We start from the raw sequence: 16283 nt of genomic DNA, 5'->3' as shown, positions 1-16283 counted from the left end.
CCCGCACCGTGGAGGAGCCACTCGTGATGTGCGAGCAGTCCCAGCACCCAGACCGCGCGCACACCCCCGGCCCCCTCGCCGCGCTCGCCCGTTGGACCGTGCGCCGCAACCGGCTGGTCCTGGCCGCCGCCGCACTGTTCGTTGCCATCGCAGGCTTCCTGTCCAGCGACGTTTCCGCGCACCTCGGTGCCGGTGGCTGGATCGCGGAGGACACCCCGTCGGCCCGTGTACGCAGCATGCTCGGCGAGGCACCCCACGGCGGCATGCCGCCCCTTCTGTTCCTCGCCCGCACCACCAACTCCGTCGACGACGCCCCGGCGCGCGCCGCCGGCATCCGGCTCGTCGAGGACCTGCGGCACGAAGCGGGCGTCACCGCCGTCGACTCCTACTGGACGGGCCCACTCAGCCCGGCCACCGAGGTCCTGCCCGCACCTCCGCCCGACCCGCTGCTGCGTTCCACCGACGGCCGTACGGCCCTCGTCGCCCTGTGGTTCGAGGCGGACGAACGCACCCAGCTCGACGTCGCGGAACGTGTGCTCGCCCGGGCCACCGAGCGCGACGGCCCGTTGGAGACCCGGGCCGCGGGCCAGGCCGCCGTCACGCGCGCGCTGCAACTCCACAGTGAGCAAGACCTGCTGCGCACAGAGCTGCTGGCCATGCCCGCCACCCTCGTACTGCTCCTCCTCGTGTTCGGCAGCGTCCCCGCAGCGCTTCTGCCGCTGGCCGTCGGTGCCGTCGCGGTGACCGGCACCACCGCGATCCTGCGCGCCATCACCACCGTCACCCCCGTGTCCGCCTTCGCCCTCAGCCTCACCACGGCCGTCGGCCTCGCCCTGGCCGTCGACTACAGCCTGTTCATCGTCGCCCGGTACCGCGAGGAAAGAGCCTCCGGCCTGTCACACGATCGGGCCCTCATCCATGCCATTCGCACAGCCGGTCGGACCGTCGCCGTCTCGGCAGGCATCGTCGCCGCCGCGCTGCTGGGACTCCTCCTCTTCCCGCTCACCCTCATGCGCTCTCTGGCCATCGCAGGCATCAGCGTCGTCCTTCTGGCAGCGGTGGCGTCCCTGCTGATCATCCCGGCCGCCCTCGCCTGCTTCGGCGAGCGCCTGGCGAGCCGTGACGTCCTCGCCCGCTGGCGCCGCGCCGCCCGAAGCGCAGGCCGATGGCGCGCACTGGCCACCGTCGTCATGCGCCGCCCCCTCGCTGTCTTCACCCTCACCAGCGCACTGCTGCTCCTGCTCGCGCTGCCCTTCCGAGACGTCGCCTTCAGCCTCAGCGACGAGCGGGCCCTTCCCCCGCACTCGCCGGTGGTCAGGGCCATGCACGACCTGCGCACCGACTTCCCGCAAGTGGGGACGGGGGTCGATGTCGTCCTGCCCGACTGGCACCCGACGGGCCGTGACGGCGCAGCCCGTCTCGACGCCTACGCCCGCCAGCTCTCCGGTCTTCCAGGGGTGCAGGGGCTGCGCACCGCCACGGGTACCTACCTGAACGGGGAACCCCTCGGCCCGGTCTGCGTACGCTCTTCCGACCCGGCCCCCAAGGGCCCGTGCACAGGGCTGCGGCAGTTCACCTTTCCCAGCGGCACGTGGCTGGCCATCAGCTCCAAACCCCGGCCCTACAGTCCCCAGGGCATCGACCTGCTGCAGAGCATCCGCGCCCAACCAGGCCCCGCACCCGCCATCACCGGCGGAGTCACCGCCGAATTCCTCGACACCCGCACTGTGGTCTTCCAACGGCTGCCGGGCGGGCTCGCCGCCGTCGCCCTCGCGACACTGGCCCTGTTGCTCGTCTTCACCCGCAGCCTGTTCCTGCCCGTGAAGGCACTGCTGATCAACCTCCTCAGCCTGACGGCGACCTTCGGTGCGATGATCTTCATCTTCCAGCAAGGACATCTGCGCTGGCTGGTCGGTGACTTCACTGTCACGGGGACCACCGACCTCATGCTGCCGTTGATCGCGTTCTTCCTCGCCTTCGGTCTGTCGATGGACTACGAGATCCTGCTCCTCGCTCGCATCACCGAGGCCTACCACCGCACTCGCGACACGACTCGTGCGACAGCCGAGGGACTCCAGGCCGCCGCGCCCCTCTTCACCGCTTCCGCCGCCGTGGTCCTCGTCGTCCTCCTGGCGCTCGCGGTGACGGAGGTGGCCATGATGAAGGGCATCGCTGTCACGGTCGCCTTGTCCGTCATCCTGGACGCTGTGGTGATCCGCCCGCTCCTCGTACCGGCTGTGATGAAGTTGGCCGGTGCTGCCAACTGGTGGCTCCCTGCCCCCCTGCGACTTCGCCTGCCACACCCTCCGGACTTGTCATCACCCCGGCATCCCGCCACCTCGGTGACCGCAGCCGACACCTCCGCGTCGACATGAGGGCCTGGAGCACGCCGTCGGCTGCGACGAACCCGGCGGTGGTCTCGGTGTCGCCGGTCTGGACCGCGCGGAGGTGGTGGAAGGTGCTGATCACCGCCTGACATCGTTGTGACCCGTGTTCAGCTGCGCTGACCGGTGCAGTGGTAGCCGGTTCATTCCTTGGTGTCCCGGGTGGTGAGGTGACGGAAGGCGCAGGTCGTCGATGACGATCCAAAAATGCGACTTTACAGCCAAAGATCAATGGTTCCGTCGATTTACAGACATTGGATCAATGCGCAGAGTATGCAGTGTGTCGCGCTTCCCTATGTTGAGGGTTGTCGAGTGGAGACTCTCTCCACCCGCACAAACAAAGGACGTACACCATGCGCGCCATGCGCACCGCGGCCACTGCCCGGACTCTCCTGATCGCGGCGATCGCCGTGGCCGGCCTGACCGCCACTCCCGCCCTCGCCTCCGCCCAGCCCGGCACGGGCAGCGCCCGGATTCTCAACGCCGTCGGGGCACCCGGCAGCAACGGCGCCAACGGGGTCGGGATCCTCGGCGGTGTCGGCGGCCTCGGTGGCACGGGCGGCGCCGCGGGTGCCCACGGCAACGGAGGCACCGGAGGCGCTGGTGGCAACGCCACCGGCATCGCCAGCGTCGGCGGGTCCGGGGGCGCCGGGGGCGCCGGGGGCGCCAACGGCAACGGCGGCAACGGCGGCTACGGCGGAGCGGCCAAGCTCGGCGGCACCGGTGGCAAGGGCGGCGTGGGCGGCGTCGGCGATGCCGGCGCCGGTATCGCCGGTGGCAAGGGCGGCAACGGCGGCGCCTCCATCGTCGGTGGCGGCCACACGGGCGGCACGGGCGGCGCCGGCGGCGCGGCCAGCCCGGTATGCCCCGGCAAGCCCGGAGGCAACGGCACCGCCGCCACGATGTTCGCGGACGGCACCACCGGCGCCACCGGCGCTGCCGGGAAGACCACGCTCCCCTGCTGAACACCTCCGGTGAGCGGGGCGCCGCGCCAGCACAGAAGCACCGGCCCGGGACGGCACACCACCCGGCCACGAGCGGACCAGGTCAACGGTGTGTTTGTCGGCGCCCCGCGGCAGCAGCCGGCCCCACTCCCAGTACCGGCGCAGCTTGTGCACCAGGTCGTGGGCGTCCTCGGTACGGCGGTCGATCTCCAGCAGCAGCACCGGCACCCCGGCCTCCGGCGCCCGCACCAACAGGTCCGCCCGCTGCACATAGCCGCCTGCGAGCCGGTGGCCGATCTCGGTCTGGGAGCCGATCCGGTGCCCGATCCCGGCACGGTGGAGTCCGGCGGCCGTCGAGGTGACCGCCGCGGCGTGGTCGTCGTAGCCGGCACCGAGCAGCTCCCGGGTGACCGGGTCGTACCTCTCCTCGCGCAGCGCCGAGACTCGTATGCCCTTCGGCTCCAGCAGCTTCTTTGCCTCGCCGTGTCCTCGCCGGGTCAGCACCCACACCTGCCGCTGGTCTTCCCGTACCAATTCGATTCTCACCAGGTGGTGGTCCTGAAGATCCAGGAGGTTGTCCCGCGTGAGCTTGTCGTGCTGGTTGTCCGGACGGGTCAACTTCCACAACTGATCGGGCGTCGCCCTCTGGAAAATCCCCAGCGCTTGCAGCAGCTCCCGGCGGCGAGGCTCGGTCGAGTTCTTCCTATGAGTAGGACGCCTTTGGACATGAGGGTTGTCGGCGCTCCGAGGCCCCCTCGCCCGCCGGGCCTGACCTGTGGGGACGCCCGGACCCTGACGACGGGCACGGAGGGGGTGATGGAGGGGTCCACGGAGGGGGCCTCTCCGGTCCGGTCAAGGGGCTGCTCGGGCTCGTCTGCGGTGCTCGCCACAGGGTGCTCCTGAAAGGTGGGGCGGGCCAATCACGCCGTTCACCTTCTACAGGTCCGGCTCTCCGTTCTCGTGTGACGCCGGTCTTGAAGAACCCCTCCGTCGTGACCGCCTCGTGATCAGCCGGGAGGGGGGAGAGTTCTCGCGCGCGGGACACCGTGGTGGAATGCGGTGGCGGGTACGGGTTTCGCCGGCATTGCCAGTGCGACTCGTTCGGCGCCTGTCAGCGGCCAGTCAGGGCCCGCGTCTGGCCGCGGCGATCAGGGGTGGTTCGTCGCTTCGAGGTACGACTTGATGGCGTCGGTGATGAGCAGGCGGGTGCTGTCAGGGGCGAGGGCCTGGGCCTGGAGATGGGTGTACATCACGCTGTAGTGCTGCACGTCGGACGGCTTCTCCAGGTAGAGGTCGCTGGTGAACCGTTCCAGGTACACCACCCCTGCCTGGGGGCTGTCGGCGAACCGCAGGATGGAGAACTGTCCTGACAGGCCCGGGTGGGCTCCCACGTGGTGGGGGATGACCTGCACGGTGATGTGCGGCTCGGTGCTGAGTGCGTGCAGGTGTTCCAGTTGTTCGCGCATGATGTCTCGGCTGCCGACGACGCGGCGCAGGGCCGATTCGTCCAGGACGACCCACAGTCGCAGCGGGCGGGCTGGGTCGTAGATGCGGTGCTGGCGGCGCAGCCGCACCCGAAGGCGCATGGCGGCCTGCTCGGCAGTGACCAGGGGAATCGTTTCCCCGATGACCGCATCGGCGTAGGCCGGGGTCTGCAAAAGGGCGGGGATCACCATGGGCTCATAGGAGTGGACCGAAGCGGCGTCCGTTTCCAGGCCGATGTAGACGCTTTGGGGGATGTCGCCGTAGGCATGCCACCAGCCCTGCTGCCCGGATTCCCTGGCCATCTCCATCAGGGAGTCGACGACCTGCCGGTCCGTCACCCCATAGAGCGCGCACAGGTCGCGCACATCGCGGGGACTGGTCGCGCGGCGGCCGGTCTCCATGTGACTGATCTTGGGCTGGGAGACCCTCAGCCGCTCGGCCACTTCGGTGCTCTTCAGCCCACTGGCCTGGCGGAGCCGGCGCAGCTCAGCGCCCAGGCGGCGTCTCCTGACGGTGGGATTGCTGCTCGCCGCCACGGGCGGGGTACCTCCGACTCCACGTCATCGTCGTCCTGATCCGCAGACTGCCACAGGACAAGCCTGTTGATCATGCGCCATACCCCCGCGCGCGGCGCAAACCGGACTGGGCAGTGACGTTGTCATGCGCCCCTACGGGCCGCCGCCCGCAAGGGGCCTGTCCTCGATGACGGCATCCTGGCCGACACCGCTTAAGCCGTCTGAACAGCAAAGGCCCGGCAGCTGTGATGACAGTCAGCCAGTGACCACCGTGTGGTGGCCACCGGCCGATGCGAGTCAGCGGCGGGGCTGATGCGAAGGTGTCGCCCTGCGCGGGATCCGGCGATTCGGTTCGTTACTGGACCGCTGTGATCTTGGCGAGCGGCTTTCTGTCGGTCCAGCAGGGTGAGTCGTACCTGAGGAAGCCGGTGCCGCCGGCACCGCCGTCGCAGTAGGCCGAGGGGACCGAGGAGTCGAGGAATGCCGCGTCCGGGTCGACGTCGGTGCCCTGGTACGGCGCCCCGGGGAAGGTCCGCGCTCCGACGTTCAGGCTGTCGTAGGGGCAGCCGGTCGGGGTGCTGTAGCACGGTGCACCAGTGCCGATGGGGTTCGCCCCGGCGTTCGTCGTGTTGAACGCCACCGTCCAGATGACCCTGTCGGGCAGGGTGGTACCCCTGGGGAAGTCGAACTTCAGCCGGAAGGCGAAGCCGTTGTAGCAGGTGCTGTTGGTGGTGTCGAACCACCTGCCGCCTGTGCAGTTGGTGTTGTCGGCCGACGGGCGGAACGGGATGCTGCTGTTCTCGGTCCTGGAGGCCAGCAGGGCGCCCGGCGCCGGAGTGGTTCCAGAGTCGTCCACCGCGTAGATGTTCATCGTGATGGGGTGGGTGAACGTGGCGCCCGGAGTGGTCGTGCAGGTGGTCATGCTGCCGCTCTCGCATGCCCAGCTCGACATCACGACTTCCATGGAAGCCAGCTCGCGTTCGGTGCCGCCGAACTGCACGTCATCACCGAACTCGCTCGTACGCTGTGCCTGATAAGCCATGGACGACACATTCCCGGGCAGCACGTCCGGAATCGAATTGTAGATCGGCACGGCCGTCGGCGTGGGAGTTGGCGTGGGTGTCGGAGTTGGCGTGGGTGTCGGGCCGGGCGTGTTTGTCGAGGTCTGGTGGCAGTCGTTTTTCTGGTTGCCCTTGACCGTGTTGGCGTTACCGACCTGCCCGGAAACACAGTACTGAGGGGAAAGAATGGGGCCCAGGAGCCCCTCGTTTGTCGAGGTCTGGTGGCAGTCGTTCTCCTGGTTGCCCTTGACCCTGTTGGCGGCACCGACCTGCCCAGAAACACAGTACTGAGGGGAAAGGATGCCTCCCAGGAGCCCCTCGATGGGGTCCGGGTCTTGCGCCACGGCGGCTCCGGCCCCGGCGAACACGACCACTGTCGAGGTGAGCAAGGCAGCGGTATGACTTGCTCTTTTCGCCATTCCAGCACGCCGGTATCTATCAAAAACTGCGAGCACTTGCCCTCCTGAGGGAGATCCTCTGACCGGTCGGAGCGGATGCTACTGCCGGTCCAGAGGAAACCATCCAATCAACTCACCACTCGTCGACAGCTTCACTACGACAGGCGGATGAATGTCGCACCAAGGAAAACACAAAGACGCTGTCGCTTTGGAAGCCGAGATTTCCTGATTACCGGAACGGATACTGAGCGCGGTCACCGGAACCATGACCGATGCAGCACTCGCCTTGACGCCGGGGAAGAACCGAGGGCCGCAGGACAACGCACCTCACCGAGCGTTGTCTCATGGCGGGAGCGTTCAACCGTCGGTTGCCGCCATGAGGTTCAGAAACAGGCACTCACCTTGTTCTTTATCTTCCGTCCGCGTCATAGGGCGGGGACGGACGGTTCCAGACGGCGTCTGACCGGCTGACAACCTTTCGACGCTCGCGGGCGCTTCGGGGTGACATGGCCTGCATCACGGGGGCGGTCTTCGCCGAGGACATCGTCGCCAACTACCAGCGGTTCCTGAATCACCGCCGATCGCTCCGACCGGACCCCACGGGGGCGAGCGTCGCATGATCCGCCGTCGGCAGTTGTACTGGAACGGGCGTCCGGCCCGGGTGCTCGTAGCGACCTTCGACGTGCGCAACCAGGGTGGGCAGCAGCGGCTTAACGGGCCTGCTCAAGAAGGCCCGCGCGGTCGAGCTCGGAGCGATCTTCGAGCACGAGGGACACCCTTACCGGCGCACGGACAGCGCCCCCTTGAGCTCCTGCGGCCGGATCGGGCAGGGCACGACCCACTGAGCCCACTGCTCGGGCTCGTCGATCCGCCTTGAAGTCGTCCGGGTCATAACCGGGCGCAATGCTGGGCTGGACGCGGGGCCGGTGGCCACATGTTCGCCCGCAGCTGCGAGGATCTCGCCGAGACCCACCGGCTCTGCCTGCGGGTCATCCGGCCGTCGATCTCCGGCTTCCGCGCGAACAAGTTCCGGGACTACCCGCAGAGATTCCGCGAACTCCAGCCCGATCCGCTGCTGGAGAATGGCGGACCCGGATGCGGTCGGACATCCGCTGGTGGATCTCCCGCTTGCGCTTGGCGAACTCAAGCGGTGGGACCGCGACGAGCGTTGGACCCGCGCGGACGACTCCGGCATCCTTCTGGCCGTCCGCGCCCTCTATCTCGACCTGCACAGCTGGGCTGGGCAAGTTCCGCTACGTCGTCGAGCAGACCTTCGCGCTGCTGCACCAGTTCAAGCGCCTGGCCGTGCGCTGGGAACGACGCCTCGAACTCCACGACGCCATCCTCTCGCTGGCCTGCAGTCCCATCTGCTGGAGGTGCCTCAAGAAGGCCGGATCGTGATCGCGGTGCAAGCACCAGGTGTGTCCCCGTTGTTTTCACGTGGAGGGACGGATGACGGGCCGGCGACGAGTAGCCGGTCCGTGGGGAGTGCCGAAAGGCCTGTGGGCCACCGGGCGTCCCCGGTGGCCCACAGGTGGTGGTGCCCGACGCCCTGGCTGGGCGCCGGTCTCAGCTCACTGTTCGTGCGCGAATCAGTGGTCGTTGACGAACTTGACCGTCCGCGAGCCGTTGAGGGAACCGCCGCTCGTGTAGCTCTTGAGCTCGACGGTGACGGTGACGCCCTCGGGGATGTTGCGCTTGACGGGGTAGCCCTTGCCGCTGGCGGACGAGTACGCGCAGTTGTTGGCGTCGTCGCCGTCCGTCAGGGTGAACCGCGACGAGCCGCTCCAGCTGACGACAGCCTTGACGTACCCGCCCCGCTTCACGTCGCAGAGGATCATCTCGTCATTGTGCTCGATGGCGCGGAAATCGCCGTGCTTGGTGCCGCCGTTCGTGTACAGGTAGGCGGTGTGCGTGGTCGCGGCGGAGGCGGACGTGGCTGCGCCCAGGCCGATCGCGCCGGCGGCGGCGACGGTGCCTAGGGTGGTGAGGATGCGGCGGAGGTTCATGTGTGTCCCCGTTGTCTCGGAGCGATTGATGATTGATCGACGCCCAGGGTCGGTCGGTGAGACGGTCCGCGGCCAGTTGAGACGGCCAGTGGCGGATCATGATCGAAAGCTTGCTCGAACCGCAATTCTGGATCAAGTCCGGTGTCCGAATCGTTCACCGTGCCGCGCCGATCGCTACGGGTTGCACACAGGCCTGAGACGGCGGCGTGACATATGCCCGCGTACGCCGCCGCGAGCGCCCTGGAAGGTCCGGCGAGACGCACCCAACTCACGTATTCAGCCTGCGAGCTGACCCCAGATCATCACACCGGTCACGTCCGACCAGCCCCAGCGACCAAGATCTCGTTACGAGCTCTGCGTGCGCGGAGTCGCGTTCGGGGACGGCCGCCGTCCGGTCAGCCAGTCATTGAAGGACGCCCAGGAGATGCAAGCCTCCCCGCGAGTCGAGCCGGTACGAGCGGGCCCGGGTCCCCAGCCTCGCCGTGCAGAACGCGATCCGCGCCGCCCGGCCCCCGCCCGCTGCCGCACAGGCCCCACCCTGACTGGCGATCTTCTGCAGGGCACGGTCCAGGCGTGGCGCTTGGGCGGCGAGCAATCCGATCAGCTCGTCGCGCCAGCGGCGGACGGTCGACTCGGAGACGTTGTTGCCACCAGCGATGTCGGCCAGGCGCAGGTCATGCCGCAGCACGGCCAGGACGATCACCGCGATCTTCCCCGGAGGCAGGCTTCGCCACCGGGACCGTATCGCCTTCAGGTGGCGCCGCAGCAGACCGGCGAGGTGGCTGACCGTGCTCGTGGACAGCGGCAGACGGCACTGGTAGACAAGCGGGCAGGTGTCTTCGGCGCGTTCTTTGGTTTTGGTCACATAAATCCAACATCCGCCAGGGGCCGTGGTTACGCCTGCATCGCGCGTCTCCGGGGGCTCTGTTCACTCCGTTTCGACAGCACTCGGGCTCGAGGGGTTACTGGATGCTCCAGCGGTGCGGATGCTCGGGATTGTTGGGACAGGCGAATACGTTGAGCTCACCCCAGCGGCCCACAGTGACCTCCGTGGGGGTGGCACAACGGTGAGTGGGCTGGTTCCGGTCCTCCAGCGGTTTCCAGCTGCCGCCGTCCCATTCCGAGCTGTCGATGGCCAGCAGCAGGTGCATCGGTGTCGTGCAGGTCAGACAATCCATGGGATACGGGTCGGTCGCGTGCCAGGAGGCGAAGCCGCCCACGCGCCAGCCTGGCGGGATGGACAGGTCGTACTGGTAGCCGAGCGGCTCTGTCGTGCTTTCGTCCGCCGACTGCTCAGCTTCCTCTTCAAGGGCTTCCTCCCAAGCGTCGATCCGGGCACACAGGTTCTCCGGCAGAAGGCCGGCAAACGGGTAGGTGACCACCTGCTCCGGGTGCAGCACACAGGGCTCGGGCACGAAGCCATCGGACCCGACGACCAGCGGCTGCGGCTGCACGGTCAGCACCTCGCCGACCTCCCACGACCGCCGCCAGCGCAGGTGCAGCTCCAGGTCGTACCGGCCCGGGCCGTGCGCGTTGAAGGGACACCAGAACACTTGAAGTAGATCGCAGTCGCCCGGCCCTGCCGGCAGGTCTGGCACATCCCGCCGGTACAGCTGCGCGAGGCCGATCATCGGCAGCGGGTCGGTCTCGGACGCCCCGGGGATCCGGTGCTCCCGGTGCAGCTCGCCCAAGAGCTTCCGTTCCTCATCCGTCGGGCCGGGAGACTGCTCGCGGGCCCATGCGGAAGCCAGAACCTGCCGATAGCGGCGGATGTCAGCCGGGCGCCGCCCAGGCCCACGCCCATGGGCCTCGCGGCACACCGGCCACAGCTCGTCCGCCGGCCACAGCATAGGACCGCCCACGGAACTGGCTGAAAGGTCTGGTCTGCCCGGCCGTGGATGGAGCCGAGTCGTCGTCCCTCGAAAGGCGGCCAGTTCCGGGAAGAGCGCCTCGACGTCGAGAGGGCGCGCGGGCGTGGTCCTCGTCATGGACGCGACCTTAAGGGTTGTCCCGGAATTTGGCGCCGGGCCGAGGCGCGACTCACCGCATCAGCCGCCTCGTCCGAGCCACGCAAACCCTGTTGACCTGCGACCACTCAGGGCGAAAGAGGTTCGTTGGACCGCTCCTGGCGGCGGCCAACCACACCCGCGAGCACGAGGGCGGCAAAGAGGGTGCCCGCAGCCACGTAGCCCGCGAGGGTGTCGGTGGTGACCAGTACGAGCAGGACCGGGATCAGCGTCATGCCCCCGGTCCGGGACGTGGCGAAGGCGTCCAGGCGGAGGACGAGGCGCAGGAATCGTGAAGGTGCGGCGTCGGTCATGGGTTCTCCCTATCACACCGAAGATCGCCCGCCGAGACGTTCCACATGGCTCCGGTGTGGGCAAGACGCGGGGGAGTGTCGAGCACGCCTTCGCCTGCCTCCATCAGTTCAAACGGCTACGGATCCGCTACGAGATACGTGCCGGTCTTCATCTCGGCCTGCTTCAACTCGCCTGAAGCATCGTCTGCTTGAGACGACCCCGAACTTCATTCTGAAACGATCAGTTAGACCGTCTCTGTTGGATCTTGCCTATTCGGTGGCGTCCCACTCTGCGACCCAGGTCAGCTGCCCGTCGCTCAGAGGGGGGACGAACCCTGCCGGGAACATCAGCATCTTCGGCTGCGGCCACATGTTCTCCGGCCCGTGCTCGTCGCAGTGCAGAGCAATGAGATGCGGTCCTTCCCCGCAGGACTCGTGCCAGTAAGGGCGGTCATGCATCTGGCAGAAGTACCCGAACCTCCAGCAGTCATCTTCTTCGGTCGGCTCGTAGAAGCTGGGATCGCGAACGATCGTGGTTACCGGCTCCTGCCGGTTGAACCGGGGGATGGGCCGGGGGTCACACCACAACAGTCGGGGAGGTATCACGAGCCCATCCTGACCCAAGGTCGACCTGTTCGGACCATTGGGTCGTTGGCCAGGCTGAATCCCACCTCGCAGGCATCCTCATCCGGGCCGCGCGTTGATGAGGCGGGTGGTGCCGCCGACGGTGGTGATACGTCCGCAGGGTGGCGGCGACGTCGAGCGGGTGACCGTGAAGCCCTGGCCGCGATCACCTTTGTGGCGACCTCGGGCTGAACGTGGCGGTAGCTGCCGCCGGTGTTCGGTCCCGCCTGGCCCACGGTCTACCGCAGGTTCGCCCAGTGGAGCCGGGACCGGGTCTGGGCGAAGCTCTACCGCGTGATCCTCGACGGACCCGGAGTGTGGGGCGAGCTTGACTGGTCGCGGTGCGCGATCGACTTGGTCAGCCTGCGGGCCGCAAAAAGGGGGCCACTGACCGGATTGAATCCGACCGACCGCGGCAAGCTGGGATCGAAGATACACCTGATCTGCGACCGGAACGGACTGCCGCTGTCCCTGGGCATATCTCCGGCGCGAACATGCATGACAGCCAGGGCCTGGAACCACTGGTGCGCGGCATCCCGCCCATCCGATCCCGCCGCGGGCCCAGGCGGCGGAGGCCGGCGAAACTGCACGCGCCAATGGCTCCGACCACGACCACCTGCGCCAATGGCTCCGCGAGCGGTATCCGCCACCGCATCGCACGCAAGAGTGTCGAGTCCTCACAACGGCTGGGCCGGCATCGCTGGGTAGTCGAAAGAACCGTGTCCTGGCTGGCCGGCTGCCGACGGCTCCACCGCCGCTACGAACGCAAGGCCGAATACTTTCTCGCCTTCGTCGGCATAGCCGCAACTCTCATCGGCTACCGCCGACTCACCAACCAAACCAGTGTCCGACCTATTGAGGTGCCGGCCCCCGTCACAGGGAGTCGTCAGGTCCGGCGACGGCTGGGCCGAGCCCCACGGGAAGGTGGCCGGTTGCCAGAGCGACAGCCTCGCCAGCCGTTTCGGCTTCACCGATCACGCCGCCGTCGTGAAGGAACTCCTGAACCCGGTAGGGGCGGCCGTTGTACGCGGGGACGATAGCGATCTCCACCTTGGACGAATGGCCAGTGCTGACGCCCAGCGTCCAGTGAGATGCGGAGAACGTCGCCCGTCAGGACAGCTTCCCGCACACAGCCGTATGGGGTGCCCTGCCCGGCCGTGACCAGGCAGTGTGTGTCCATCCCGAGGGCGACCTCCTGGTCATCGGGCTCCTCTTCTCCCGCCATGAACATCAGGATGAAACCGCTGCCATCAGCACCCTCGGCAAGAACGGCTTCGGTGAAGTAGCCGTCAGGGTCGATCTCGGTCCTGGCGGCGCGGGCGGTGAACCGGTATGTCATGACGGGGTTCTATCAGTGTGCCCAGCCGTGCCGTGAGGAAGGGGCGAGCCCGATGTTCCACCGTCACGCTGAGGTGGTGACCGCGACACCACGTGGGGTATTACGCGGGCGTCCACACGGGCAGCGTGTGGCTGTGCTTTGTTGAACTTGCCGGTCTGTTACCGCAGTTAGCCAACGTGCTGGTGGTTTCAGCCGATGTCTCCGATGCTGTCGTGGCGGTTCGCGCCCGCACGAGGTCCGGTGTTCCAAGGGCATGTACGGGATGCGGCCAGCTCAGCGGGTGGTGCCACAGCCGCTACGTACGGCGCCTCGCCGACGTCTCTCTCGGGGGCCGGCCTGTGCGTATCGACTTGTCCGTACGCCGTTTGTACTGTGAAAACGCGACGTGCCCGAAGGTGACCTTCACAGAGCAGGTGGCGGGGCTGACCGTGCGCTACCAGCGGCGCACACCACAATTGCAGCGCCTGGTGGAGGCGGTCGGTGTGGCGCTGGCGGGCCGGGGCGGTGCTCGGATGCTGCGGATCTTGAGCACCAAGCTCTCGCGGTGCACATCCTGTCTCAGCTGATGCGGGTGCCTCTTCCGCCACTGGAGACACCACGGGTGCTGGGGGTGGATGACTTCGCGCTTTACGGCGACACCTACGGCACCCTCCTGGTCGACGCCACCACCCGGCTCCCGCTCACACTTTGGGAAGGACGCGACGCCGAACAGCTCAGCCGGTGGCTCCGCGAGCACCCTGGTGTCGAGGTCGTCTGCCGCGACGGCTCCCTCACATACCGGCAGGGCACTGCGGCCGGCGCCCCCGATGCCATGCAGGTCAGCGACCGCTTCCATCTCTGGCAGGGCCTCTTCCGCCGCGTCCAGGACCTCGCCTCCACCCACCGCCGCATCGGCCGAGGAAACCGCCGCCGACACCCGGGCCGGGCGCCATGCCCGCAGGCTGTTCGAGGCCGTCAAGGCCCTGACCCGCACCGGCCGGAGCCACAGCTCCGTGGCCCGGGAGCTCGGCCTGGACCGCCGCACGGTCAGCAAGTACGCCCGGGCCCGTACCTGGCAGGAGGTGGGGGGCCGCCCGCCCCGCAAGCCCTCCAGTCTGGATCCCTACCTCGACTATCTGCGACAACGCTGGGAGGAGGGCCAGCACAGCGCGAAGATCCTGCACGAGGAACTCCAGGCCAAGGGCTACCTCGGCCACTATCAGCGCGTGAAGATGGCCGTCGCACCCCTCCGGCGGGGCCTGCCCCTGGACGAGCCGCGCGAGCGGCCGCCTTCTCCGCGTGAAGCCGCCCGCTGGATCACCACCCACCCGAGCCGGCGCAACCTCCGCATCAACGACCGTCTGCCCCGTCTCCTCGACCACTGTCCTGAGCTCAGGCAGACTCACGACCTGGTCCGCCGTTTCGCCACCATGCTCGACAACCGCGACGCGACACCCCTCCAGGGTTGGTTGGACGACCTCGGACACAGCGGACTGACTCCTCTTGTCAGTCTCGCCGGAGCCCTGCGCGAAGACCGACACGCTGTCGCCCAGGGAATCGCCACCCCTTACAACTCCGGCGTCAACGAAGGCCGTATCACCGACGTCAAGCTGCAAAAACGACTGATGGCCGGTCGCGCCGGCGCCCCTCTCCTCCGCCACCGCGTCGTTCTGATCGCCCACCTCCGCCCCCGCTATGCGGACCGGCTGACCGTGTCACCGAGATGATCTCCGGCTACGAAAATCTTGCCAGAGCCACTATCACCAGTACGCCGACATGCCACTGCGTGCGCGGCCTCCACCACCGGTTCCGGCACCTGCGGTGTGACCTCGGTGAGGAACAGCTCCATGACGCCGATGGTGTAGCCGACATTCGTCACCGGGGCCAGCACCCGCGGCCCCTGCCCGTTGTCCGGCGCCCACACCTGCTTCTGGGTACGCAGAACCTCGTCGTAGACGCCGCTGTCGGCGAGGGGGATCCGCTCGGCGCGGTCTTCCGGAGGTGTGCCAGCGGTGTCATGGGCCCAGCACGCCCGGCCCAAGATGTCGACATAACAGAAACGACACATACCGCGCGCCGAACCGGTCCCGCAGGTTGCGCGCGACGACGAGATCGAGGGAGTCCACCGGCGCGGCAGCCTCCGTCGCCACCAGCACCTCAGCCAGCCCGATCCGATCACGCGCCACAACAGCCTCCAAGGTCGCGGGCTCTACCTCCCGCGAGACGACACATGTGGCGCGCTCGTGTGCGTGGGAAACTCTCACCCCGGCCCTGCACCATGACCTGTGCCGAGGTGAACTGTGAGCCCTCGGGAATGGATCTCGATGTTCCGTGGCTGTCGTAGGTGGATCAAGTCGGGGCTGGACCCAGCTACCCGGCTGCTGTTGCGCATTTTTGAGGGAGTGTCAGCAATGCCCGTTACACAGCCTGCTACCGAGCGTGTGCGCGTCTCCGCAGAGCACGACTGGTACGAGTCGGCCGGCATCTCGCTCGGCATCCGAGTCGGGAATTTGGTCTTCACATCGGGGCAGGCGCCCATTGATGCCCAGGGGGCCACGGTCGGCGCCGGGGATTTCGAGACGCAAGCTCGTCAGGCACTCGCGAATCTGTCGACGGTCCTGACGAACGCGGGCTCCAGCCTCGCCGACGTGGTCAAGGCGACTGTGTTCGTCACCGACATCGCACAGCAGGGCATCTTCGCCAAGCTGCGCGCGGAGCACTTCCCGGACAAACCCCACCTCGCGGAGTCGTTCGTGGAGATCTCCTCACTCGCCGACCCTGAGTGGATGATCGAGATCGAGGCAATCGGAGTCGTCCGGTGAACATGAGTACTACAGACTCCTCGGTGGGTCAGGAGTCAAACCTTAGGCGTAGTGCTGCGACGGCCACCGTGCCGTGAAAGATGTAGGTGTCGAACCCTGCTGGCCCACCGCCGGCGCTGCCGCGGCGCCAACGGTGGGCCCACTGCTCCCGGTGCTCGGGGATAGTGAGCTTGATCTGCCGACGGCACAAATACGACGATTGCGGCGTCATGGCTGTGCTTTGTCGCCCGGCAGATCATCAGGCCGTATACGCGGGCGGCCGCCGACCAGGCAGGGAACGTGTGTACCATCCAGGAGCGGTATCAGCTGTGGTGCTGTGCCCCCACTGGCGCGGTGTGATCACGAACGCGAGCGAGCCCCGCCCGCACTCACTGACCAGATGAGTTTTGGAGGTCAGTCCGCCGCCGCGGGGAGGGCCGTCTCT

At 67.7% G+C, this 16283-nt stretch carries 13 protein-coding genes and 8 pseudogenes; 10 read left to right on the top strand and 11 right to left on the bottom strand.

All coding sequences use genetic code 11. The features are described from left to right. Positions 1-8: 8 nt before the first annotated feature. A complete protein-coding gene (locus ABZZ38_RS22405; RefSeq protein WP_356742677.1) occupies positions 9-2375 on the top strand; it encodes an MMPL family transporter in 2367 nt (788 codons plus the stop codon). 371 nt (positions 2376-2746) lie between these two features. After that, a complete protein-coding gene (locus tag ABZZ38_RS22400; RefSeq protein WP_356742724.1) occupies positions 2747-3349 on the top strand; it encodes a hypothetical protein in 603 nt (200 codons plus the stop codon). A 186-nt stretch (positions 3350-3535) separates the two neighbouring features. Here the strand turns inward: ABZZ38_RS22400 and ABZZ38_RS22395 are convergent. From ABZZ38_RS22395 to ABZZ38_RS22385, 3 genes and pseudogenes are all read right to left on the bottom strand, one after another. Continuing rightward, positions 3536-3946: pseudogene (locus tag ABZZ38_RS22395) on the bottom strand (hypothetical protein); the annotation flags it as partial. 530 nt (positions 3947-4476) lie between these two features. Then, complete coding sequence (locus ABZZ38_RS22390; RefSeq protein ID WP_356742675.1) at positions 4477-5349, bottom strand: helix-turn-helix transcriptional regulator; 873 nt, start codon at positions 5347-5349, stop codon at positions 4477-4479. A 334-nt stretch (positions 5350-5683) separates the two neighbouring features. Then, entirely contained in the window at positions 5684-6778 is a 1095-nt protein-coding gene (locus ABZZ38_RS22385) for a hypothetical protein (RefSeq protein WP_356742673.1), read from the bottom strand. 1245 nt (positions 6779-8023) lie between these two features. Here ABZZ38_RS22385 and ABZZ38_RS22380 point away from each other — a divergent pair. After that, positions 8024-8188: pseudogene (locus ABZZ38_RS22380) on the top strand (IS5/IS1182 family transposase); the annotation flags it as partial. Positions 8189-8379: 191 nt separating this feature from the next. Here ABZZ38_RS22380 and ABZZ38_RS22375 read toward each other — a convergent pair. The 4 genes from ABZZ38_RS22375 to ABZZ38_RS22360 form a co-directional block, all read right to left on the bottom strand. Continuing rightward, on the bottom strand, positions 8380-8796 hold the full coding sequence (locus ABZZ38_RS22375; protein ID WP_356742668.1) for a hypothetical protein: 417 nt from the start codon (positions 8794-8796) through the stop codon (positions 8380-8382). A gap of 403 nt (positions 8797-9199) precedes the next feature. Further along, positions 9200-9661: a hypothetical protein gene (locus ABZZ38_RS22370; protein WP_356742666.1), complete on the bottom strand. Its 462-nt coding sequence runs from the start codon at positions 9659-9661 to the stop codon at positions 9200-9202. Between the two features lie 97 nt (positions 9662-9758). Beyond that, complete coding sequence (locus ABZZ38_RS22365) at positions 9759-10784, bottom strand: hypothetical protein (RefSeq protein WP_356742664.1); 1026 nt, start codon at positions 10782-10784, stop codon at positions 9759-9761. A gap of 107 nt (positions 10785-10891) precedes the next feature. Then, the gene (locus ABZZ38_RS22360; protein ID WP_356742662.1) at positions 10892-11116 is read right to left on the bottom strand and encodes a hypothetical protein; all 225 of its coding nucleotides are present in this window, start codon (positions 11114-11116) and stop codon (positions 10892-10894) included. 11 nt (positions 11117-11127) lie between these two features. On the opposite strand from ABZZ38_RS22360, the pseudogene ABZZ38_RS22355 reads away from it, so the two are divergent. Beyond that, positions 11128-11292: pseudogene (locus tag ABZZ38_RS22355) on the top strand (IS5/IS1182 family transposase); the annotation flags it as partial. Positions 11293-11365: 73 nt separating this feature from the next. On the opposite strand, the gene ABZZ38_RS22350 reads toward ABZZ38_RS22355, so the two are convergent. Next, positions 11366-11554 carry a hypothetical protein gene (locus ABZZ38_RS22350; protein ID WP_356742660.1) on the bottom strand — a complete coding sequence of 63 codons (189 nt, stop codon included), beginning with the start codon at positions 11552-11554 and terminating at the stop codon, positions 11366-11368. 244 nt (positions 11555-11798) lie between these two features. Here ABZZ38_RS22350 and ABZZ38_RS22345 point away from each other — a divergent pair. Next, positions 11799-12555, top strand: a pseudogene (locus tag ABZZ38_RS22345) (IS5 family transposase); the annotation flags it as partial. A gap of 37 nt (positions 12556-12592) precedes the next feature. Here the strand turns inward: ABZZ38_RS22345 and ABZZ38_RS22340 are convergent. After that, positions 12593-12769: a DUF6193 family natural product biosynthesis protein gene (locus ABZZ38_RS22340; protein WP_356742654.1), complete on the bottom strand. Its 177-nt coding sequence runs from the start codon at positions 12767-12769 to the stop codon at positions 12593-12595. A gap of 381 nt (positions 12770-13150) precedes the next feature. Here ABZZ38_RS22340 and ABZZ38_RS22335 point away from each other — a divergent pair. The 4 genes and pseudogenes from ABZZ38_RS22335 to ABZZ38_RS22320 form a co-directional block, all read left to right on the top strand. Further along, positions 13151-13426, top strand: a pseudogene (locus tag ABZZ38_RS22335) (transposase family protein); the annotation flags it as partial. Between the two features lie 27 nt (positions 13427-13453). Next, positions 13454-13624 carry a hypothetical protein gene (locus ABZZ38_RS22330; RefSeq protein ID WP_356742722.1) on the top strand — a complete coding sequence of 57 codons (171 nt, stop codon included), beginning with the start codon at positions 13454-13456 and terminating at the stop codon, positions 13622-13624. Continuing rightward, positions 13624-13878, top strand: a pseudogene (locus tag ABZZ38_RS22325) (transposase); the annotation flags it as partial. The gene ABZZ38_RS22330 and the pseudogene ABZZ38_RS22325, both read left to right, overlap by 1 nt. A 172-nt stretch (positions 13879-14050) precedes the next feature. Further along, positions 14051-14764: a transposase gene (locus ABZZ38_RS22320; RefSeq protein WP_356742717.1), complete on the top strand. Its 714-nt coding sequence runs from the start codon at positions 14051-14053 to the stop codon at positions 14762-14764. Positions 14765-14814: 50 nt separating this feature from the next. Here the strand turns inward: ABZZ38_RS22320 and ABZZ38_RS22315 are convergent. After that, positions 14815-15223: pseudogene (locus ABZZ38_RS22315) on the bottom strand (serine/threonine-protein phosphatase); the annotation flags it as partial. A 255-nt stretch (positions 15224-15478) separates the two neighbouring features. On the opposite strand from ABZZ38_RS22315, the gene ABZZ38_RS22310 reads away from it, so the two are divergent. Continuing rightward, positions 15479-15859 (top strand): RidA family protein, encoded by a 381-nt coding sequence (locus ABZZ38_RS22310; protein ID WP_356742652.1) that lies wholly within the window; start codon positions 15479-15481, stop codon positions 15857-15859. A gap of 28 nt (positions 15860-15887) precedes the next feature. Here the strand turns inward: ABZZ38_RS22310 and ABZZ38_RS22305 are convergent. Next, positions 15888-16268: pseudogene (locus ABZZ38_RS22305) on the bottom strand (IS5/IS1182 family transposase); the annotation flags it as partial. Positions 16269-16283: the final 15 nt, after the last annotated feature.

The organism is Streptomyces sp. NPDC006368, from assembly GCF_040612535.1.
GTDB lineage: Bacteria > Actinomycetota > Actinomycetes > Streptomycetales > Streptomycetaceae > Streptomyces.
The sequence above is the reverse complement of the archived record's forward strand: the minus strand, read 5'-3'. Positions and strand labels throughout refer to the sequence as shown.

Excerpts from the sequence above, each read along its gene's own strand:
- ABZZ38_RS22400 (WP_356742724.1), top strand. The coding sequence starts at position 2,747 with ATGCGCACCGCGGCCACTGCCCGGACTCTCCTGATCGCGGCGATCGCC.
- ABZZ38_RS22375 (WP_356742668.1), bottom strand. The coding sequence starts at position 8,796 with ATGAACCTCCGCCGCATCCTCACCACCCTAGGCACCGTCGCCGCCGCC.
- ABZZ38_RS22365 (WP_356742664.1), bottom strand. The coding sequence starts at position 10,784 with ATGACGAGGACCACGCCCGCGCGCCCTCTCGACGTCGAGGCGCTCTTC.
- ABZZ38_RS22360 (WP_356742662.1), bottom strand. The coding sequence starts at position 11,116 with ATGACCGACGCCGCACCTTCACGATTCCTGCGCCTCGTCCTCCGCCTG.
- ABZZ38_RS22350 (WP_356742660.1), bottom strand. The coding sequence starts at position 11,554 with ATGCATGACCGCCCTTACTGGCACGAGTCCTGCGGGGAAGGACCGCAT.